Below are 20,539 nucleotides of genomic sequence, written 5' to 3'. Positions count from 1 at the left end.
AACGCGTGGGAGGCTGTCGATACTATCGGCAGCCTTTTTTTCTGACGTCACTTCAAAAATCGGGTGAAAACGTTAACCGCACTACAATTTTCAAAATTGTTCAATATTATAATGCAATCACAAGACAGGAACTCATCCTAACCAAGAAAGTAGGGAGGAATTACCATGGGAATCCGAACAGGTGCCCAGTACATCAACGGATTGAAATCCCGGCAGCCGGAGATTTGGCTGTCCGGACGAAAAGTGACCCATGTATGCGGCGAGGTTGTGTTCCAGCAGCCAATACGTGAAATCGCAAAGCTGTACGATATGCAGCACGATCCGGAGTACCAGGACAAGATTACGCACATCTGTACAGAAACCGGGGAACGGGTGAACAATGCGTTTCTGGTCCCGAAAACCCACGAGGATTTGCAGGCTCGCCGGGCGCTGTTTGAAGCGTATGCCAAAGCCACGTTCGGCTTGATGGGCAGAACTCCGGATTTTCTCAATGTTGTGCTTACATCGTTGTTCAGCAACGCTTCCTTTTTGGAAAAATACAATCCGCAGTGGGCGGAAAATATCCGCGCGTATTACCGGTACATCCGCGACAACGATTTGTTCTTGACGCACGCGATTATCAACCCGCAAAACGATCGCAGCAAGTCATCGCATGAACAGCAGGATCCCTTTATCCATTTGGGCACGGTGAAGGAAACGCCGCAAGGACTGATCGTCCGAGGCGCGAAAATGCTCGCCACCCTGGCGCCGATCACGGATGAAGTGATCATCTACACGTTCCCGGGATTCAAGCCCGGCGATGAGCGCTACGCGCTTGCCTTTGCCGTTCCGATTGACACGCCGGGACTGCGGATTCTCTGCCGTGAACCGATGCAGGACGGAACCCGCTCGCTGTTTGACCATCCGCTGGCGTCACGCTTTGAAGAAATGGATGCGGTGCTGGTCTTCCACGATGTATTGGTGCCGTGGGACCGGGTCTTCCTGTACAACAACGTGGAAGCGGCCAACCTGCTGTATCCGAAAACGGGTATCGCGCAGCAGCCGGCGCATCAAACCGGAGTACGCGGGCTGATCAAACTGCAGTTTGCCACGGAAGTAGCGGTCCGTCTGGCCGACTCCATCGGCGTGGATGTCTACCTGAATGTCCAGAACGACCTGGGTGAGTTGATCCAGGCGGTGGAATCGATCAGGGCGCTGTTGCGGATCGCCGAACAGGAGTGCGACGTATTGCCGTCCGGCGAAATCATGCCGGGATGGGTGCCGCTGGAAACGATACGCGGACTGCTGCCGAAGATGTACCCGCGCGCCGTGGAAGTGCTGCAAATCATCGGAGCAGGCGGTCTGCTGATGTCTCCGACGGGGGCCGATTTTGCCAATCCGGAATTGGTGGAAGACATGGAGAAGTATTTCGCCGGTCGAGCGGGTGTCTCCGGGAAGGAACGCGTCCGTTTGTTCAAGCTGGCCTGGGATCTGTGCGGAGAAGCGTTCGGTCAGCGGCTTCTGCAATACGAACGCTACTATACCGGCGATCCGATCCGCAAGCGGGCGATCTTTTTCAACAATTACAAACGGGAGCGCTCGTTTGACCTGGTCGATGACGCGTTGAGCGTGCTTGATCTTAATGAACCGGTCGTGAAAGCGTGAGGAACGGACGGCGCTTCGGACAAAGGAGGAAACGGGATGAAGCTGTTAGGCATATCAGGAACGATTGTGGGGGCAAAAACGCGCATACTCGTGGAAAAGGTTCTCGAGGAAGCGAAGAAGCTGGACCCTGAGCTGGAAGTGGAACTGCTGGATATGAAGCAGTACGATGTCCAGTTCTGTGACGGGCGTGACCCGTCCACCTACACCGGTGACACGAAAACGGTGATCGACATCGTCTCTTCCGCTGATTTCTACATCATCGGCACGCCGATCTTTCAGGGATCGATCACCGGGGTGCTGAAGAACCTGTTCGACCTGGTGCATCCGCAGGCGCTTCGCCATAAAGTGATGGGTTTTGTCGCCAACGGGGGCACGTATCAGCATTATCTGGTGATTGAAAATCAGCTGAAACCCATCGCCGGATACTTCCGGGCGTACGTCGCACCCGGCTATGTGTACGCGCATGCCGACCACTTCAACCGGCAGAATGAACTGGTGGACGAAGACGTGCTGCAGCGGATCAGGAATCTGGCCGAAGAAGTGGTCCATATGCAAAAAGCGTTAAAAGCCGGTGATATTCATGCCTATTCTTGAGATCAAGCTGCTGGAGGGACGAGATCAAGAGGTGAAGGAGCGTTTGATTGCCGATGTAACGAAAACGGTCTCCGAAACCCTGCAGGTCGCACCCGAACGGGTCAGGATCATCCTTTACGAGATTCCGTTGAACCATTGGGCGATTGGCGGAAAGACGGTGAAAGAAAACCAAGCGGAAAAGGAGCGATTGACATGAGTACGACGAGCATGTTCGCACCGATCAATTTGTGGAAATTTATCGAGGAAAACAAGGACCAGCTGAAACCTCCGGTCAACAACAAGGTGATCTGGAAAGACGCGGAGCTGATGGTGATGGTGCTGGGCGGACCGAACAAACGGCGTGACTTCCACGTCGATCCCTCCGAAGAAATTTTCTATCAGCTGAAGGGAGATTGTTATGTAGAGATCATCAACCAGGAAGGCAAACGCGAAGTGATTACCGTGCGGGAAGGAGAAATGTTCCTGCTTCCGGCCAATGTTCCGCACTCGCCGCACCGGGTGGCCGATACCATCGGCATTGTCATCGAGCGAAACAGGGCCCAGGGAGAGCTGGAGGACTTCGTCTGGTTCTGCGATCAATGCGACCATGAAATGCACCGCGTCACCGTTCAGCTGACCAATATCGAAACGCAGGTAAAGCAAGCGATCGAAGGATTCAACGGCAGCCTGGAGCTGCGGACTTGCAAAAACTGCGGATACGTCATGCCGCCGGAAGCGAGCGAATGGAAATGCGAGTAGATTTTCATACCCACATCATCCCGGAAGACCTGCCGAACTTCGCCGAAACATTCAAGGGAGAGCGCTGGCCTGTCCTGCACCGGACATGCGCATGCGGCGCCAATATCCTGGTCGGGGGAAAGGTGTTCCGCGAAGTGACCGACCAGGTATGGGACCCTGCGAAGCGGCTCCAGGATATGGACCGGGAAAAGGTGGACATCCAGGTGCTGTCTCCGATTCCCGTCACGTTCTCCTATTGGGCGCCCGCTGAAGAAGCGGAAGTGATGGCCCGCATCCAAAACGATTTCATTGCGGAAACCGTGAAACAGCATCCCGACCGGTTTATCGGCCTGGGAACGGTTCCTCTGCAGAACACGGCCGTCGCCATCCGTGAAATGGATCGCTGCGTTCACGAACTGGGCCTGAAAGGGATCGAAATCGGTACCAACGTGAACGGAAACAATCTGGATGACCCTGCATTCCTGGAATTTTTCGATATGTGCGAGAAGTGGGACGTGCCGCTGTTTGTCCACCCGTGGGAGACGTTGGGCAGAGAGCGGATGCCTCGCCACAATCTCATGTACACCGTGGGGATGCCGAGCGAGACGGCCCTCGCTGCAGCCAGCCTGATCCTTGGCGGCGTGATCGAGAAATTCCCTCGCCTGCGGATTTGTTTGGCCCACGGCGGGGGATCATTCCCTTACATTCTTCCCCGGCTGGACCAGGGCTGGAAGGTATGGCCCCATCTCCGGCTGCTGGAACAGCCGCCCAGCCATTACGCCAAGAATTTCTATTTTGATTCGTTGGTCTATGATCCGGCGAACATCCAGTACATGATTGACCGCTTTGGCTATGAGCGGATCCTAATGGGCTCCGATTACCCGTTCCTGCTGCGGGAAATTCCCCCGGGCGAAGTCATTGACCAGATGCTGACGGTTACGGAAGAACAGAAGCGGGCGATGCTCGGGGAAAACGCGCTTCGCTTCCTGAATATGAGCCAGGTGAAGGTGAGGTAACGATGACGATACATGCGGCGACACCCGAACAACGATTGCAGGATCTGGGCCTGACGCTGCCTGCGCCGCGGCAGGCGGCGGGAAATTACGTGGGCTGCGTTCGCACCGGCAATCTCCTGTTTCTGGCCGGTCAAGGGACGGACGAGTACCGCGGCAAACTGGGCGAAGACGTCACGGTGGAAGTAGGCTATCTGGCGGCAAGACAGTGCATGCTGAATCTCCTGGCGGTCGTCAAACGGGAGATCGGCGAATTGAGCAAAGTGAAACGGATTGTCAAACTCCTGGGCTTTGTCAACAGCGCTCCTGATTTTACGGATCAACCCAAGGTGATGAACGGCGCCTCCGATTTGCTGGTGCAGATTTTCGGAGAGAAAGGCAAACACGCCCGTTCTGCGGTAGGCATGGCGCAGCTTCCGCACAACAACGCGGTCGAAGTAGAGATGATCGTGGAAATTGAGGAGTAGGGGGGATTCCGATGAGCCAGACTGCACAGGAAAGAGAAAGAAAGTTGAAGGACGCCAAGCTGTTCATCAACGGCGAATACACCGACGCCATCTCCGGCGAGACGTTCGACACGCTCAACCCGGCGACCAATGTCAAGCTTGCTTCGGTGGCCAATGCCGGCGAGGAAGATGTGAACAAGGCGATTGAAGTGGCGCAGCGCACCTTTGAAAGCGGCGTCTGGAGCGATATGCCTGTCGAAGAACGGGCGAAGATTCTCTGCAAAATGTCCGATCTCGTCATGGAACGGGTGAACGATTTGGCCTGGGTGGAAACGCTCGATGTCGGCAAGCCGATCAAGGAGAGCCGCGGTTTTGACATTCCCAGAGCCGCCTGGAACCTGCGCTTTTTTGCAGAGATGGCCAAATACCTGATTCATGAAAACTACGAGATGCGCAAATTCATGTCGTACACGAAATACGCTCCAGCAGGGGTGACCAGCCTGATCATTCCGTGGAATCTGCCGTTCATGCAGATGACCTGGAAAGCTTCCGCGGCCCTGGCAGCCGGCAATACCGTGGTGGTCAAGCCGGCCTCCTATACTCCCCTGAGCGCCGTGATGCTGGGGGAAATCGCCAATGAGGCAGGCCTGCCCCCGGGTGTGTTGAACATCGTGACCGGCCCGGGAGGAACCGTCGGCACGGCGATGACCACGCATCCCTACGTGCGCCGGATTTCGTTTGTCGGTGAGACGACGACAGGCAAGACGGTCATGAAAAACGCCGCTTCCCAACTGATTCCGGTCTCTCTCGAACTGGGAGGAAAGTCGGCAAACATCGTGTTTGAAGACGCCGATCTCGATGAAGCGGTGACGGGGTCCATCGAAGCGATTTACCGCAACCAGGGTGAAATTTGCCTGGCCGGGTCGCGGCTGCTGGTGCAGGAAAGCATTTACGACCGGTTCCTCGACAAATTCGTGAAGGCGGTGCAGCAGATCAAGGTGGGCGATCCGCTCGACCCGGAGACGGATATGGGGGCGCTCGTATCGCGCAGCCACCTGAAAACGGTCGATGACTACGTGCAGATCGGTCTGGCCGAAGGCGCCAAGCTTGCTTACGGCGGCAAGCGAATCACCAGCCTGGGTGACGGAAACTTTTACGAGCCGACCGTCTTTTATGACGTAGACAATAAAATGCGGGTGGCCCAGGAGGAAATTTTCGGTCCGGTTGTCGTCGTCATTCCGTTCAAAACGGAGGAAGAAGCGATTCGCATCGCCAATGACTCCATCTACGGATTGGCCGGGGTGGTCTGGACGAACGACCTGAGACGTGCCCACCGCGTAGCCGCTCAGGTGCAGTCCGGCCTGCTGTGGATCAACTGCTGGTATGTGCGCGACCTGCGCACGCCGTTCGGCGGGGCAAAAGCGAGCGGCATCGGCCGTGAAGGCGGGCGGCACAGCTTCGAATTCTATACGGAAGCAAAGACAGTTACCATGAAACTATGAAATTGGAACGCAGGGAGGTAGCGTCGTTGGACTTGGCAAAAATCACGAAATTTGCCGACCATTTGGCAGAGGCGGAACGAAGCGGTCGCGGGGTAGAGCCGTTAACGGCCCTGGACCCCAATTTGACGACAGAAGAAGCGTACCGCGTGCAGCTGCACACGATTGAGCGAAAGGTGAAGGCCGGCGACGTCGTTGTCGGAAAGAAAATCGGGTTGACTTCGTTAGCCATGCAGACACTGCTTGGGGTCGACCAGCCTGATTACGGTCATTTGCTGGCGGGCATGGCCGTTGAAAACGGAGGGGAGATTCCGTTTCAGCGCGTGATCCAGCCCAAGGTGGAAGGGGAAATTGCCTTCGTGTTAAAGCGCGACTTGCAGGGGCCGCGCGTTACCGCATCAGATGTGCTGCAGGTGACCGATTATCTCCTCCCTGCTCTGGAAATCGTGGACAGCCGGATCGCGGATTGGAAAATCAAGCTGCAGGATACGGTCGCGGACAATGCCTCCTCCGGTTTGTACGTGCTGGGCGGACGCCCCGTGAAGCCGGATCAAATCGACCTCGCACTGGCTGGCATGGCCCTGTACAAAAACGGCGAGTTGGTCAATACCGGTGTAGGAGCAGCGGCGTTGGGCAACCCTGCGAACTGCGTGGCATGGCTAGCCAACAAGCTGTTTGAGTTTGGGATAACGCTGAAAGCCGGGGAAGTGATTCTCTCCGGCGCCCTGTCTGCGGCGGTCAATGCGGCCCCCGGAGACTGTTTCAGCGCGCGAATCGCCCATCTCGGGGAAGTAGGAGTGAGATTTCATGTCTAACGTAAAGGTTGCCATTCTCGGCTCCGGAAACATCGGTACCGATTTGATGATGAAGCTGGGCAGGTCAAGCAAGCTGGAGCTTACCGCGATGATCGGCATCGATCCCGACTCGGAGGGACTGCGCATGGCGAAGCAGCGCGGTTATGAAGTGTTTGACGGCGGACTGAAGCAGTTTTTGGAAAACAGTCCGGAGCTTGCCGATATCGTGTTTGACGCCACGTCTGCGAAAGCGCATATTCGTCACGCCAAGGCTCTTCGGGAAGCGGGCAAGCTTGCCATCGACCTGACTCCGGCCGCAGTCGGCCCATATGTCGTTCCGGCCGTAAATCTCGGTTCCCACCTGCACGAAACAAACATCAATCTGATTACGTGCGGTGGCCAGGCGACGATTCCGATCGTTCATGCGATTAACCGCGTGAGCCCGGTCAACTACGCTGAGATTGTCGCCACCATTTCCAGCAAAAGCGCCGGTCCGGGCACCCGCGCCAACATCGACGAATTTACGGAAACCACCGCCCACGGCATCAAAGCCATTGGCGGCGCGAAGAAAGGCAAGGCGATTATCATCCTGAACCCCGCTGAGCCGCCGATTTTGATGAGGAACACGGTGTATGCGCTGGTTGACGAAGAAACGCTGGATGAACAGGCGATTGCTGCATCCATTGAGCAAACCGCAGGCTATATTCAATCGTACGTACCCGGATACCGTCTCCGTACCGAGCCCATTTTCGACGGCAACAAAGTCACCGTCTTTTTGGAAGTGGAAGGGGCCGGCGATTACCTGCCCACCTACTCCGGCAATTTGGACATCATGACAGCGACGGCGGTGAAAGTGGCGGAGGAATTTGCCGCGCACCACGTGAAGGCAGCATCCGTCTGAAACTGGAAAGGAGACGAAACAGATGAGTGGTAAACGGGATATTCTCATCACGGAAGTGGCGCTTCGCGACGGCAGCCATGCGATTAACCATCAATTTACCGTGGAACAGGTGGTGAGCGTGGCCCGCGCTTTGGACGAGGCGAATGTTCCCTTCATCGAAGTTTCCCATGGAGACGGTCTGGCCGGTTCTTCCTTGCAGTACGGGCTGTCCCGAACGAATGAGATGGAACTGATCGAGGCGGCAGTTGCCGTCTGCAAACAGGCGACGGTAGGTGTGCTCCTCCTGCCGGGAATCGGCACAATCAAGGATTTGAATGCCGCTGTGAAGCTGGGTGTTGGCATGGCGCGGATCGCGACGCACGTTACCGAAGCCGATATTTCCGCTCAACACATTGCCCGCTCCAAAGAACTTGGCCTCTTCACCGTCGGTTTTTTGATGATGTCTCACATGGCACCTCCGGAAAAACTGGTCGAGCAGGCGAAACTGATGGAGAGCTACGGAGCCGATGCGGTGTATGTGGTTGATTCAGCCGGCGCCCTGCTGCCTCATGAAGTGGCCGAACGAATCAGGGCATTAAAGCAAAGCATCGGCGTTGAGATAGGGTTCCACGCGCACAATAATTTGTCCCTGGCGATGGCCAACACGCTGGCGGCGATTCAGGAAGGGGCAACGCGCATCGACGGCAGTGTCCGCTGTTTGGGGGCCGGCGCGGGCAATACGCAAACGGAAGTACTGGTCGCCGTGCTGGAACGGATGGGCATCGAAACCGGCATTGATCTTTACAAAATGATGGATCTGGCGGAAGAGATCGTTGCGCCCATCCTTCAGGTTCCGCAGGAGATTACCCGGGACAGCCTGGTCCTCGGATACGCAGGCGTGTATTCCAGCTTCCGGCTACATGCGGAGCGTGCCGCGAAGAAGTTCGGAATTGATTCCCGCGATATCCTGATTGAGCTCGGGAAGCGAAAAGCAGTAGGCGGTCAGGAAGACATGATCATTGATGTCGCTGCGGAAATCTTGAAGCAGCGCAGTGCAGCGGGACTGCGATAAGGAGGTGGACAGCTCGCTTGCGGAACATTCCTACAGATCATTGGCGCAAAAGCTGGTCGATGCGGAGTTCAACCGGCAGGAAGAGGTGAAACTTACGGCTGAATATCCAGACTTGTCGGTAGAGGATGCGTACCGGATCCAGGATGAGCTGGTTGCCATCAAGCGCGAGCAGGGCCATCGGGTGATCGCGCTGAAAATGGGCTTTACCAGCCGGGCCAAAATGAAGCAGATGAACGTAAACGAGCCGATCTACGGCCATGTGTTTGATTACATGTCCGTTGACAGCGGCGTCCTGTCTTTCCGTGAATTGATTCATCCGAAAGTGGAAGCCGAAATCGCGTTCATCCTCGGCAGGGATATCGAAGGACCGGGAGTGACGGGCGCTCACGTGTTGGCCGCCACGGAATACGTCGTTCCCGCCCTGGAGATTATCGACAGCCGCTACCTGAATTTTCAGTTCACCCTCCCCGACGTGATCGCGGACAACACGTCCGCTTCCCGTGTGTTCATCGGATCGAGGCAGCGCAGACCGGATGAGCTGGAACTGGATCTGGTCGGAGTTACCCTCTCCATCAACGGGGAATTGAAAGATTTGGGCGCAGGGGCGGCAGTGCTGGGACATCCGGCCCATTCCGTCGCCATGTTGGCCAACATGCTGTCTCGCAGAGGGCGCAAGCTGCACGCCGGTCAACTGATCTTGACCGGCGGCATTACCGGAGCGCAGCCACTTGCTGTCGGCGATGTCGTTTCTGCCAAATGGGACGGACTGGGCTCCATTGAGTTTACCGTCAAGGAATGACCGTAATCTGCTAGATGGCCCCGGTACGCGACCGGGGTCGGCTTATTTTGTTTCAACCGTATCTGTTCCGATCAGTCCAGACACGTCCTTATGGATTTCAACTGCTTTCCGGGCGTCTCAGGGACAAGAGCTGTGGGAACGTTTGGCCGTTGACTGTTTGAAAAGAATGAACCCCTAACGTATTGATCGGTCAACCATAGGGGTTCCAACGTCTACGTTTAAGGGGTTCATACTACACGGATCGGTTTTTTGGGCGTATGTATTCGTCATTTCGGCGTTTGCTCGGAGTGATCGGACGGCTGTCTGCTCGCGCGGGCATACACCAGCATGAGCACAACCCCGACGACGATCAGGCTGAGGCTGACAAGCTGGGCGACGCGCAGCGTTTGGCCGAGCATCAGGCTGTCAGTGCGCATGCCCTCAATAAAGAAGCGGCCGAGCGAGTAGAGGATCATGTAGCTGAACAGCACCTGTCCGTCAAAGCGTTTCAACCGGTACAGCATGACCATCAGGATGGCGAAGACCACGAGGTTCCACAGCGATTCGTACAGAAATGTGGGGTGGTAGTACTGGCCGCCTATGTACATCTGTTCGCGGATAAACGCAGGAAAATGCGACATAAACTCCTCGGTGGCCGGCCCGCCGTGGGCTTCCTGGTTGATGAAGTTGCCCCAGCGGCCGAGCGCCTGTCCCAAAATGACGCTGGGCATCAGCACATCTCCCAGCTTGCGCAGCGGAAGATTGTGCTTGCGGACGTACCAGACACCGGCAAGAAAACCGCCGATCAACCCGCCGTGGATGGCCAATCCGCCCTTCCATACGGCAATGACGTCAAACAGATTGTCTTTGTACTGCTCCCACTCAAAAATAACGTAATACAAACGGGCACAAATAATCGCGGCCGGGATGATCAGCACGACCATGTTCAGCACGTGGTCGGGATCGATCCCGGCCCGTTTGGCGTTGTAGCGGGCCAAATACGTGCCCAGAAAAAACGCCAGCCCCATGATTACGCCGTACCAGTGAATCTTGATGGGGCCGAGCGTCAACGCAATCGGATCAATCATGATGAATTCCTCCTTGCCATCAACCATCTGATGCACAGTATAGCACAACCGGCACAGACAGTTCCATTACAGGGAAGGCAGAAGCAAGGAGGGGCGAGGCCGCGTTCTCAACGTGATCATCTCCGCCTGGCGAGAAAGGCGAGAATCGGGTCCAGGGATGCCCGCCGGTTGGGATCGTGGACCGGCGCGAACAAGTCTCCTCGTTCCTTTAGCCGCTGTGGCACGGTATGGACGGTAAAGTCGGTCGGATGAATCCGGGGCACCTCGTCCCACGTGATCGGAGTGGAGACCGTCGCCTGCGGGCGGGCGCGCGTGGAGTAGGGAGCGGGCAGTGTTTTGCCGCGCCAGTGCTGCAAATAATCAATGTACAACTTGGTTCCCCGGTTTTTCACCAGGCGTTCGATCGTGACCAGGCTGGGGTGTTTTTCCGCCAGATAGGTGGCGACGAATTGACCGACTTGACGGGTTTCGTCAAAGCTGTAGCGACGCTCGATCGGGATGTAGACCTGCAGGCCGCTGGCCCCCGATGTCTTGACGAATGAGGGCAGATTCAACCCGTCCAGCACTTCTTTCAACAGCAGCGCCGTCTCGGCTGCCGGTGCGAACTCGGGGGTGGAAGGGTCCAGGTCGAACACCAGCTCGGTCGGCGTTTCATCATGGGCGAGATGAAATGACACGTGCCACTCCAATGCAGCCTGATTGGCCATCCAGACCAGTGTGGCGGTGTCGTTGCACAGCGGATACCGCGTGTTTTCCCAGCGGCTCGTGGCAATCCAGTCCGGCGCGTACGCGGGCAGGTTTTTCTGGTAAAAATGCTTGTCGCCAACGCCGTGCGGATAGCGGATCACGGTCAACAGGCGGTTTTGGGCGTAGCGCAGCAGGGGAGGCGCCACCTCCAACAGGTAGCGGATATAGTCCCATTTGGTGACATTTGCTTCCGGCCATAGCAGTTTGTGCGGGTTGGTGATGGTCAGTTCCCTGCCTTCGACGCTCAATACGAGATCGGTCGCGGCTGTCGGCATCGCTTTGCTACCCTCTTTCCGGAAAAATGTTCGGGATTGCATCCGATGGTTTGCCACTACTATGCCCCGGTGCATGACGGTTATGCGGGCTAAAGCGGGCTGCATATTTTTCCGGTTCGGCACCCATAATACGGATAGCTTGCCAACGGTTGGTGAATGCGATGGCTAAGAACGGAAAGTCAAGCAAGGAAGAATTGATACATACGATCAATACCTGCAGTTTGACCGAGATGGAAGGGGTTCCTCTTTACCCCACCCTGCAGGAAAATGTGCACGTGTTAAAACAGCTGTTTTCCGACTGCTCCGACTTTGTCATCCGCGAGTTCAACATGAAAAACGGCGTCGCAGCGGTGGCTGTATTCGTCGACGGCCTGGTTGATACGAGAGAGGTCAACCAGGCGCTGGAGGCGTTGATGATCCTGGAGAGCGGCGATCGCGACGTCGATGTGATCCAAAAGAAACTGCTGCCGGTTTCGCAAATCGCCAAGGTAAAGGATTACAAAGAGTTTTTACAGGCCGTGCTGTCGGGAGACACCGGCATCGTGGTGGACGGAAACACGGAGGCGCTCACCATGGGCATGCGCGGCCCGGAAAAGCGCTCCGTCGATGAACCGGAGGGGGAGGCGGTGGTGCGCGGCCCGCGGGAGGGCTTCATCGAAAACATTCGGACCAACACCTCCCTGCTGCGGCGCAGACTCAAGACCCCCCGGTTGAAAATGAAATCGTTGGTGATTGGCAGGGAAACCAATACCAACGTGGCGCTCGCGTACCTGGAGGGGATCGCCGACCCGCAATTGGTGGAAGAAGTGACGCGGCGCATCAGTGTGATCGAAACCGACGGAATTTTGGAGTCGGGCTACATCGAAGAATTGATTCAGGACAACATCTATTCTCCTTTTCCCCAGGTCCAGTATACCGAGCGTCCGGATACGGTGGCGGGAGCACTGTTGGAAGGGCGTGTCGCCATTATGGTCGACGGTACGCCTATGGTGCTGATCGTGCCCACCACGTTCTGGATCATGCTGCAGGCGAACGAAGACTACTACGAACGATTCATGCCGGCAACCCTGATCCGCTGGCTGCGTTATTTGTTCCTGCTCATTTCGCTGCTCACGCCCGCCGCCTATGTAGCCATCACCACGTTTCATCAGCAGATGCTGCCCACCACCCTGCTGCTCAGCATCGCGGCGGCGCGGGAGTCGATCCCGTTTCCGGCGATCGTGGAGGCGCTGATCATGGAAATCTCCTTTGAAGCCCTGCGGGAGGCCGGGGTGCGTCTGCCCAAGACAGTCGGCCAGGCGGTCAGCATCCTGGGGGCGCTTGTCGTGGGACAGGCGGCCGTGGAGGCTGGGATTGTGTCAGCGCCGATGGTGATTGTCGTGTCCATCACAGGGATCGCTTCCTTTACCATACCTCATTTCAACGCTTCCATTGCGCTTAGGATGCTGCGTTTTCCGCTGATGATCGCCGCCTCGATTTTGGGCATATACGGCATTCTCGTCGGCATCGTGCTGATTATGGGACACTTGGCCAACCTGCGTTCGATGGGCGTTCCCTACTTGTCCCCGATCGCGCCGATGTCAGTGAGTGACCTGAAGGACGTGCTGATTCGTGCTCCGTGGCCGTTCATGAAAAAACGACCCAGCTTTCTCGGCGTGCAGGACGCCCGGCGGATGCGAACCGGCCAAACCGGCCAACAGCAGCGCAAAGGCCAATCCGGGGCTGTTCGCCAAGGCGGAGGCGGGCATGGCGACAAAGGCCGCACCAAAGGAGAGGGATGAACGAATGAGACGGTGGATGAAGGGTTGTGTCGTCGCTCTCTGCGGACTGCTGATGAGCGGATGTTGGGACCGGACGGAAGTGAACGACATTGCCATCGTGATTGCGTTTTCCATCGACAAGGAGGCCAATGGTGAATATCGTTTGTCCGTTCAGGTTCCGCTGGTAAGCAGTTTGGGCGGACCGACCGGTGGCGGAGGAGGTACCAGCGGGGACAATGTCTATTACGTCGACTCGGCCACTGGCAAGACGCTGCGGGAAGCACACAGCCTGATTCAGGCCAGGATGAGCCGGCAGTTGTACTACGCCCACCATCGCGTGATCGTCATTGGGGAGGCGTTGGCCCGAGATGGACTGAGCGAGGTGCTGGATGTGGTGGCCCGTTTCCCTGAGAACCGGCTGACTGCCTACCTGGTGCTGGCCAAGGGGAAGGGGTTTAACATGCTGCAGGTGCAGCCCAGCTTTGAACGCTTCTCCGGTGAGGCGATGCGGGAACTGATCAAAATGGAATCGGTTCCCGTCACCGTCAAGGACATGGCACAGACGCTGAGCACACCTGGTGTGGACCCCTATCTGCCGTACGTGGCGGCCGTCAATTCCCATCCCAAAGGAAAGTCGAAGGAGATTCAAGTACTTGGGGTGGCCCAATTTCTCCGCGACAAGATGGTGGGGGTGTTCAACCAGGAAGCGGCAGGGGGACTGCGGTGGTTTCACCGTCAGTTTACGCCCTTTTCCACAAAGGTTTCCCTGACAGAAAAGGAAACCGTCAACGTCCGGTTCGACAAGGGAAAGGCGGAAATCAAGCCTGTAATCAAGCAGGGCCGTATCCAGTTTATGATCAATGTGGACGCGTCGGCGTCCGTTATCGAAAACTTGACCGATGCCGATCTGGGCAGGGCGGACAACCTGGCTGCGCTGGAGCGAAAACTGTCCAATCATATTACCGAAACAGTAAAGAAGACGTTGGCTCAGATGAAACGGCAGCGGACGGACACCATCGGGCTGGGCCTGGTGTTGGCTCGAGAGTATCCCCGCGAGTGGCGAAGCCATTTGCGGGATAATTGGAACGAGCGCCTTGCGCAGGCGGAATTCCACGTCCGGACCAAAGCCGAGATCACCAATATCGGCCAGACAACAGAGAACATCACAAAGGAAGATCGCCATGAATAGTGTCGCCCTGGTTTTGTACGTGCTCTTGCTGCTAGCGTCCCTGGTCCAGTTTTTCATGAAGCGAAAAAGCATGCCAGTCAAGCAAAGGCGAGTGATGGGTTTCTTTTACCTGCTCACGATCGGGTTGTTCATAGCACTGCAGTTTCAACTCCACGTGATCATGCCAACCAATTACCTGGCCGACGTCTTTTCCGTTGGCCTGCAGCAGTGGATGGAAAACATCTGGTAAGGAGGGCCTGTCATGATCCATAAACAGGTGATCAATCATCGGCAGATTGCCTGGCTGATCGGCAGCGTCCTGATTACGGGGGCGTTGTTCAGCCAGCCGAAAACACTGGCCCAGATCGCCAAGAATGATGCGTGGTTTGCCTTCATCCTCCCGACGTTTTACGCAATACTGGTAGCCCTGGTCTTCGCGAGGCTGTCCCGGGCCTACCCCGGAAAAAACCTGTTTGAAATCATCTTTCTGGCAGGGGGCAGGTGGATCGGTGGCTTCGTAAACGCCCTCGTTCTGTTTTACCTCTGGCTGTTGTTGGTGGCGGACATCAAGGGGGTCAGCTTGTTCCTGCAAGTGATGCTGCTGCCCCGGACGCCGCTTGAAATCATTTTGTTGGTATTCGTCCTGATGCTGGTGTACTACGGCCGAACAAGCACGGAAGTGGCTGCCCGCGTCAATGAAATGTACTTTCCCGTATTTTTTCTCATCACCATCATGCTGTACTTCACACTGAGCAACGAGTATGCGGTTGAACGGCTGGAGCCGGTGCTGGAGAGCAACATCGCGGCCGTCGGTCTCGGTAATCTCCTCCCGTCAGGGGTGTTTGGCAGCATCTTTTTGTTCGGTGCGTTTCTGCATGCCATTTCCCATCCCCGGCTCCTGTATTCCGCAATGAAACACGGGGCGATCATTGCCGGGTTCTCGCTGACGCTGTTGATGGTGGTTCAGTTGGGCGTGATGGGGTATCTGATCACCAGCAGGTTGACTTTCCCTGTTTACGCGCTAGTGCAGCAGATCCACATTACCGACTTCCTGGACCGCGTGGAAGTGATCGTGTTCAGCATCTGGTTTCCGGCCTTTACAATCAAGGCAGTCGTCACCTACATCGCCTTTCTTGTCGGCGTCGGATCGTTCGCCGGCCAGCAACACTACGCCGCCTCCAATGGGCCGTGCGGCTTGTTCATCGTGGTCTCCTCGCTACTGTCGTTTCCCAATACGGATGACGTGCTGCGCTTCTTCAGCTACGGCATACCGGCAATCACGCTTATCTTCCAACTTCCCCTGCTGGCCTTCCTGTTTGCCGCAGCCCTTCTGCGAGAACGGGGAAGCGGACGTGACTCGCATTCCGCCCATACGAGAGAGTATAGGCGCTGTCAGATCTGGGCCTGGATCAACAAACTGGCGTTAGGTGTGTGTCTCGTGTCGACCGTCGGCGGGGCCTTGCTGGAGAATCAGTACAGAGTGGCCGGCCTGATCAGCGGCGTAGCGTACTTTCTAAGCTTTCTGGTGGCGCTGGTGAGCTCCTATCTGGAAATGCAGGCGGTCAATCACCTGAAACACAAGCAGTCGCAGGGGAATGATACAGCCTCTGCGGACCACTAGCAGATCATCTCATCATCTCCCTGTCCAGCCTGCAGGCGTGCGGCGGTACGTCCACGATTGCCTGAATGGATGGCTGGCGAAGTGATCGCCCTTCTGTCCATTCCGCGTACTTGATTTTGGCCGTCAGCGTGGGGGTCACCCAGAATACGCCATGGTGACGATCGGGCCTGTTTACGAAGGGTTTTTCCCGGATAACTGCAGGCATCAGCCTGTCGGTCAGCTCCCGCCACTCTTGGCGGGACAGTTTGCCCGTTCCCGCATGACCGATGTACCAAAACCGGCCCTGCTCATCGTAGAGGCCCAACAGCACCGCGTTGACGACTCCGCCGTTTAAGGTGAAACCGCCAATGGCGGCTATCACATCCCGGTAGTGTTTGATCTTCAGCCACACGGCTTTTTTCGCACCGATGAGATAGGGGGCATCCAGCCGCTTCATGACGATGCCTTCCATGCCGTGCTGCCGGATCACCTCATACAGGGCGGAACCGTTATCATGGGACGACACCACTTGCACGTGGCTGTTCGGTTCGATCGTTTCGGACAGCAGTTTGAGCCTGTCCTGCAAGGAGCGTTGGTTGATCCATTCCCCGTTTAGGTACAAACAGTCAAAAATCATGTAGGTAACCGGTACAGTTTGCTGCATCCGGGGCACGTTCTGCATGCGGCGAATCCCGTCCCGGCGCATTACTTCATGAAAGGACGGTTTGCCGTCGCTCCCCAGCGCGATCACTTCACCATCCAGGATCACGGAGTCGGCTCGGCAGTACGTTTCAATATCTGCTAGTTCAGGGTAGTGATGGGTGCGCTCGTTTCCCTTTCGATTGAACAGCTGCACGTGTTTGCCGTCATAATAGGTAAGGATGCGAACGCCGTCCCATTTCACCTGGGCAATCCAGCCCGGCTCCTGGGGGATGGTGTCGCTCGCCACTGGCTCCATCGGGATGATCGGTTTCATGTTCCACCTCGTCCAGGTAACGGAATTGGCCGTCAGACGGAAGAAAGGAGCCGTCCGAATCAGCCTCATCCATGATTGTTCCCCATTAGGACGAAGAAGAGGCGATGAGCGGCATCCGTCTCATCGCCTCGGGCTGTTTAGTAGTACGTACTCTCCGTGTACAGGCATTTGCGGCAGGTCATCGAAAGCTGGCCGCGGGCAAAGTCGTGTTCGCATTCGGATTGGAGCTTTGCCAACTGCTGCTTTACCTTCTTCCATTCAGCCTCCAGTCGTTTTGCTTCCGCGAGAAGCTGTTCCGCCTGATTCACGCGATCTCCTCCTCGTCTTGCAGGTGCGCAAGCGGAGCCAGGGAGCGCCGCTTACGTGTAGAGCTGGTTCCCCTGTTTTCGGAAGGCGTTCGCCTGCTTTTTCATCCCTTGTTCCACGGCTTTCTCTACAGTCAGGTTGTTCTGCTGCGCGTACGCGCGGATTTCCTGCGTGATGTTCATGCTGCAAAATTTGGGGCCGCACATCGAGCAGAAGTGCGCTGTTTTCGCCCCTTCCGCCGGGAGTGTCTCGTCGTGGTATTCACGGGCCCGTTCCGGGTCAAGCGACAGGTTGAACTGGTCGTTCCAGCGAAATTCAAACCGCGCTTTGGACAGGGCGTCGTCCCGTTCTTGGGCGCGCGGGTGACCTTTGGCCAGGTCGGCGGCATGTGCGGCAATCTTGTAGGCGATCAGCCCGTTGCGGACGTCTTCCTTGTTCGGCAGGCCAAGGTGCTCCTTGGGCGTCACGTAGCACAGCATCGCCGTGCCAAGCCAGCCGATCATGGCTGCTCCGATCGCGGAGGTGATGTGGTCGTAACCGGGAGCGATGTCAGTGGTAAGCGGCCCCAATGTATAGAAGGGGGCTTCCTGACACACGGTGAGCTGCCGTTCCATGTTCTCACGGATCAGGTGCATCGGCACGTGACCGGGGCCTTCGATCATCACCTGGACATCGTGTTTCCAGGCGATCTTGGTCAGCTCTCCCAGCGTTTCCAACTCGGCAAACTGTGCCTCGTCGTTGGCATCGGCGATGGAACCGGGGCGGAGGCCGTCTCCCAGCGATACGGCGATGTCGTACGTCTTCAGAATTTCGCAAATCTCTTCAAAATGGGTATACAAAAAGTTTTCCTGGTGATGCGCCAGACACCAGGCAGCCATGATGGAACCGCCGCGCGAGACGATGCCGGTCACCCGTTTGGCCGTCAGGGGAATGTAGCGCAGCAGCACGCCGGCGTGGATGGTGAAGTAGTCCACCCCCTGTTCGGCCTGTTCGATCAGCGTGTCGCGGTACACCTCCCAGGACAGCTCCTCCGCCTTGCCGTTCACCTTTTCCAGTGCCTGGTAGATCGGGACGGTGCCGACCGGAACCGGGCTGTTGCGGATGATCCATTCCCGGGTGGTGTGGATGTGTTTGCCCGTAGACAGGTCCATGATCGTGTCTGCCCCCCAGCGGACGGCCCAGATCATTTTTTCCACTTCCTCGCCGATGGAGGAGGTGACGGCGGAGGTGCCGATGTTGGCGTTTACCTTGACGTGAAAATGGCGGCCAATGATCATCGGTTCGCTCTCCGGATGGTTGATGTTGGCAGGGATGATCGCCCGGCCGCTGGCCACTTCCTGACGCACAAATTCCGGCGAGACGCCCTCGCGGATCGCCACAAATTCCATCTCCGGCGTTATGATGCCGCGGCGGGCGTAATGCAGTTGGGTGACGTTTTTCCCCTGGCGGGCGCGCAGCGGCTTCTGTCTTTTGGCGGGAAAGATAGGGACGGATGGTTCCTGCGGGAAGTTCCGGTAGCCGTCGTCCTCCGGCTTGGGCTCGCGGCCCTCGTATTCCTCGGTGTCGCTTCTTTCCGCGATCCAGTTGCGGCGCAGGGCGGGCAGTCCCTTGGTGATGTCGGCGATGTAATCGGGTGCCGTATACTCTCCGCTGGTGTCGTAAACGCGCAGCGGCGGGTTGGGCACTTCGCCGTTCGGGGTAATAGTAGGCTGCTGGGAAATCTCCCGCATCGGCACGCGGATGTCCGGTCTGGAGCCCTGGACGTACGTTTTGCGGCTGCCCGGAAACGGCGGGACGGCCGCTGTGGAGATAAAGGGGAAGGGGGAAGTGGACATGAAAAAAACCTCCTTGTCACGGTTGCACGTGTCGTGAACCCTGCGGGAGGCGGAGAAACTGCGTCACGAAAAAACGCCGCATGAACCCATGCGACGCCAGACGCAGACGAAGAAAGAGCGTGCGCGAACAGACGCACACCGCATTTCTTGGTGTCAACAACATTCCTCCGCTGGCATTACCCAGTTCAGGTTCAACGGTCGACGGCGGATCAGCCATCCTCTCAGCCTGGTTCCCCAAGCTCCCGTGCATATCTGTATTGTTGTACAGCACCAGCTTACCATTTCCAATTCTATCCGGCAAGAGGTTTTGGCAGTGTCCAACTTATTTTCCCTCTGCCTATCATGCTGACCCGGACAAAAACTGTTTCCGTAGACCCACTCGGGAGTCGTCTGGTACGATGAAGGTCGTGTGAGAAGGAATTTTGAGGTGATGCAGGTGGATGTGTACGCGAATCTGAAGCAGGGAGAACGCGGGGTGTGGGTCAGCATCATCGCCTATGTCTGCTGCTCCCTGGTGAAAGTGGGGGTGGCGCTGCTGGCAGGCTCGGAAGCGCTGCTGGCGGACGGACTGAACAACACAACTGACGTGGTCGCGTCCGTCGCCGTACTGATCGGCCTGCGCATCTCTCGCAAACCGCCTGATCACGACCATCCCTATGGCCACTTACGCGCAGAAAGCATCTCAGCTCTTGTCGCATCCTTCATCATGTTGGCGGTCGGGATCGAAGTCCTCAGCCGGGCAATCTCTGCGTTGTTCACCCCGGAGATGAACGCGCCTGACATGCTGGCCGGCTGGACCGCCCTGGCAACCGCTGCCGTCATGTTCGGCGTCTACCGCTACAACCGGCGGCTCGCGCGGGCGACCCACAGCCAGGGCTTGATGGCTGCCGCGGAAGACAACCGCTCCGACGCTCTGGTCAGCGTCGGCACCTTTGCGGGAGTGGCCGGCGCCCAGTTCCAACTGCATTGGCTGGACCCGCTGACCGCGCTCGTGGTGGGCGGGATCATCCTGAAAACGGCGTGGTCCATTTTCCGCGAGGCGGCGCACCGGTTGACGGACGGGTTTGACCGCGGCGAACTGGAAGCGCTGCGCTCCACCATCGCCCAGATCCCCGGCGTCAAGGACATCAAGGACATCAAGGCGCGCTACCACGGAAGCAGCGTGCTGGTCGATGTCGTGATTCACGTGGACCCCACTCTGAACGTGACGGAGAGCCACACGATCACCGAGGATATCGAGGCGCGGATGAGGGCCGCACACAACGTCAACGCCGTGCACATCCACATAGAACCGGAAGGACAGTCCGAGCACTGACGACACGAAAACCTGTCACTGCCCGTTAGGCG

General features: G+C 57.1%; 21 protein-coding genes and 1 riboswitch. Of the genes, 16 read left to right on the top strand and 5 right to left on the bottom strand.

Annotated features, from left to right (window positions below; genetic code table 11):
• Nucleotides 1-165: 165 nt before the first annotated feature.
• Genes IRT44_RS17765 through IRT44_RS17715 form a run of 11 tightly spaced genes read left to right on the top strand, consistent with a single transcriptional unit; the run spans nucleotide 166 to nucleotide 9,458 of the window.
• Entirely contained in the window at nucleotides 166-1,644 is a 1,479-nt protein-coding gene (locus IRT44_RS17765) for a 4-hydroxyphenylacetate 3-hydroxylase family protein (protein WP_230077112.1), read from the top strand.
• 36 nt (nucleotides 1,645-1,680) lie between these two features.
• Nucleotides 1,681-2,238: an NADPH-dependent FMN reductase gene (locus IRT44_RS17760; protein ID WP_171564230.1), complete on the top strand. Its 558-nt coding sequence runs from the start codon at nucleotides 1,681-1,683 to the stop codon at nucleotides 2,236-2,238.
• Nucleotides 2,225-2,434, top strand: coding sequence for a tautomerase family protein (locus IRT44_RS17755; protein WP_212131901.1), 210 nt, complete (start codon nucleotides 2,225-2,227; stop codon nucleotides 2,432-2,434). The genes IRT44_RS17760 and IRT44_RS17755 overlap by 14 nt, the downstream gene beginning before the upstream one ends.
• Nucleotides 2,431-2,976, top strand: a complete 546-nt coding sequence (locus tag IRT44_RS17750) for a 3-hydroxyanthranilate 3,4-dioxygenase (protein ID WP_171564228.1) — start codon at nucleotides 2,431-2,433, stop codon at nucleotides 2,974-2,976. Before IRT44_RS17755 ends, IRT44_RS17750 begins: the two co-directional genes overlap by 4 nt.
• Nucleotides 2,961-3,971 (top strand): amidohydrolase family protein, encoded by a 1,011-nt coding sequence (locus tag IRT44_RS17745; RefSeq protein ID WP_230077111.1) that lies wholly within the window; start codon nucleotides 2,961-2,963, stop codon nucleotides 3,969-3,971. Before IRT44_RS17750 ends, IRT44_RS17745 begins: the two co-directional genes overlap by 16 nt.
• A 2-nt stretch (nucleotides 3,972-3,973) precedes the next feature.
• Nucleotides 3,974-4,435 carry a RidA family protein gene (locus IRT44_RS17740; RefSeq protein WP_171564226.1) on the top strand — a complete coding sequence of 154 codons (462 nt, stop codon included), beginning with the start codon at nucleotides 3,974-3,976 and terminating at the stop codon, nucleotides 4,433-4,435.
• Nucleotides 4,436-4,446: 11 nt separating this feature from the next.
• Nucleotides 4,447-5,916 carry an aldehyde dehydrogenase gene (locus tag IRT44_RS17735; RefSeq protein WP_171564225.1) on the top strand — a complete coding sequence of 490 codons (1,470 nt, stop codon included), beginning with the start codon at nucleotides 4,447-4,449 and terminating at the stop codon, nucleotides 5,914-5,916.
• Between the two features lie 26 nt (nucleotides 5,917-5,942).
• Nucleotides 5,943-6,728 carry a 2-keto-4-pentenoate hydratase gene (locus IRT44_RS17730; protein ID WP_171564224.1) on the top strand — a complete coding sequence of 262 codons (786 nt, stop codon included), beginning with the start codon at nucleotides 5,943-5,945 and terminating at the stop codon, nucleotides 6,726-6,728.
• Nucleotides 6,721-7,608, top strand: coding sequence for an acetaldehyde dehydrogenase (acetylating) (locus IRT44_RS17725; RefSeq protein WP_230077110.1), 888 nt, complete (start codon nucleotides 6,721-6,723; stop codon nucleotides 7,606-7,608). The genes IRT44_RS17730 and IRT44_RS17725 overlap by 8 nt, the downstream gene beginning before the upstream one ends.
• Before the next feature lie 22 nt (nucleotides 7,609-7,630).
• Complete coding sequence (gene dmpG / locus IRT44_RS17720) at nucleotides 7,631-8,659, top strand: 4-hydroxy-2-oxovalerate aldolase (protein ID WP_065066727.1); 1,029 nt, start codon at nucleotides 7,631-7,633, stop codon at nucleotides 8,657-8,659.
• Nucleotides 8,640-9,458, top strand: coding sequence for a 2-keto-4-pentenoate hydratase (locus tag IRT44_RS17715; protein WP_230077109.1), 819 nt, complete (start codon nucleotides 8,640-8,642; stop codon nucleotides 9,456-9,458). The genes dmpG and IRT44_RS17715 overlap by 20 nt, the downstream gene beginning before the upstream one ends.
• Nucleotides 9,459-9,724: 266 nt before the next feature.
• Here the strand turns inward: IRT44_RS17715 and lgt are convergent, their stop codons facing one another.
• The gene (lgt, locus tag IRT44_RS17710; protein WP_171564221.1) at nucleotides 9,725-10,525 is read right to left on the bottom strand and encodes a prolipoprotein diacylglyceryl transferase; all 801 of its coding nucleotides are present in this window, start codon (nucleotides 10,523-10,525) and stop codon (nucleotides 9,725-9,727) included.
• A 116-nt stretch (nucleotides 10,526-10,641) separates the two neighbouring features.
• A complete protein-coding gene (gene ligD / locus IRT44_RS17705) occupies nucleotides 10,642-11,547 on the bottom strand; it encodes a non-homologous end-joining DNA ligase (protein WP_230077108.1) in 906 nt (301 codons plus the stop codon).
• 161 nt (nucleotides 11,548-11,708) lie between these two features.
• Here ligD and IRT44_RS17700 point away from each other — a divergent pair, with 161 nt between their 5' ends.
• Genes IRT44_RS17700 through IRT44_RS17685 form a run of 4 tightly spaced genes read left to right on the top strand, consistent with a single transcriptional unit; the run spans nucleotide 11,709 to nucleotide 16,096 of the window.
• The gene (locus IRT44_RS17700; RefSeq protein ID WP_171564219.1) at nucleotides 11,709-13,328 is read left to right on the top strand and encodes a spore germination protein; all 1,620 of its coding nucleotides are present in this window, start codon (nucleotides 11,709-11,711) and stop codon (nucleotides 13,326-13,328) included.
• A gap of 4 nt (nucleotides 13,329-13,332) precedes the next feature.
• Nucleotides 13,333-14,496 (top strand): Ger(x)C family spore germination protein, encoded by a 1,164-nt coding sequence (locus IRT44_RS17695; protein WP_171564218.1) that lies wholly within the window; start codon nucleotides 13,333-13,335, stop codon nucleotides 14,494-14,496.
• A complete protein-coding gene (locus IRT44_RS17690; RefSeq protein ID WP_171564217.1) occupies nucleotides 14,489-14,725 on the top strand; it encodes a hypothetical protein in 237 nt (78 codons plus the stop codon). The genes IRT44_RS17695 and IRT44_RS17690 overlap by 8 nt, the downstream gene beginning before the upstream one ends.
• Before the next feature lie 12 nt (nucleotides 14,726-14,737).
• Nucleotides 14,738-16,096 carry a GerAB/ArcD/ProY family transporter gene (locus IRT44_RS17685; protein ID WP_230077107.1) on the top strand — a complete coding sequence of 453 codons (1,359 nt, stop codon included), beginning with the start codon at nucleotides 14,738-14,740 and terminating at the stop codon, nucleotides 16,094-16,096.
• Nucleotides 16,097-16,100: 4 nt separating this feature from the next.
• On the opposite strand, the gene IRT44_RS17680 is transcribed toward IRT44_RS17685, so the two are convergent.
• From IRT44_RS17680 to thiC, 3 genes are all read right to left on the bottom strand, one after another.
• Nucleotides 16,101-17,051, bottom strand: a complete 951-nt coding sequence (locus tag IRT44_RS17680) for an ATP-dependent DNA ligase (protein ID WP_230077106.1) — start codon at nucleotides 17,049-17,051, stop codon at nucleotides 16,101-16,103.
• A gap of 137 nt (nucleotides 17,052-17,188) precedes the next feature.
• Nucleotides 17,189-17,359, bottom strand: a complete 171-nt coding sequence (locus IRT44_RS17675; protein WP_171564214.1) for a hypothetical protein — start codon at nucleotides 17,357-17,359, stop codon at nucleotides 17,189-17,191.
• A 51-nt stretch (nucleotides 17,360-17,410) separates the two neighbouring features.
• Nucleotides 17,411-19,192, bottom strand: a complete 1,782-nt coding sequence (thiC, locus tag IRT44_RS17670; RefSeq protein WP_171564213.1) for a phosphomethylpyrimidine synthase ThiC — start codon at nucleotides 19,190-19,192, stop codon at nucleotides 17,411-17,413.
• A gap of 145 nt (nucleotides 19,193-19,337) precedes the next feature.
• Nucleotides 19,338-19,448: riboswitch (TPP riboswitch) on the bottom strand.
• Between the two features lie 180 nt (nucleotides 19,449-19,628).
• Between thiC and IRT44_RS17665 the strand changes: the two genes are divergently transcribed.
• Nucleotides 19,629-20,507: a cation diffusion facilitator family transporter gene (locus IRT44_RS17665; RefSeq protein ID WP_230077898.1), complete on the top strand. Its 879-nt coding sequence runs from the start codon at nucleotides 19,629-19,631 to the stop codon at nucleotides 20,505-20,507.
• The last annotated feature ends 32 nt before the right edge of the window (nucleotides 20,508-20,539 follow it).

Origin of the sequence: Brevibacillus sedimenti (assembly GCF_020923495.1) — a bacterium.
GTDB classification, from domain to species: Bacteria; Bacillota; Bacilli; order Brevibacillales; family Brevibacillaceae; genus Brevibacillus; species Brevibacillus aydinogluensis.
Note: the sequence above shows the minus strand (reverse complement) of the source record. Positions and strands in the feature narration are given on the sequence as shown.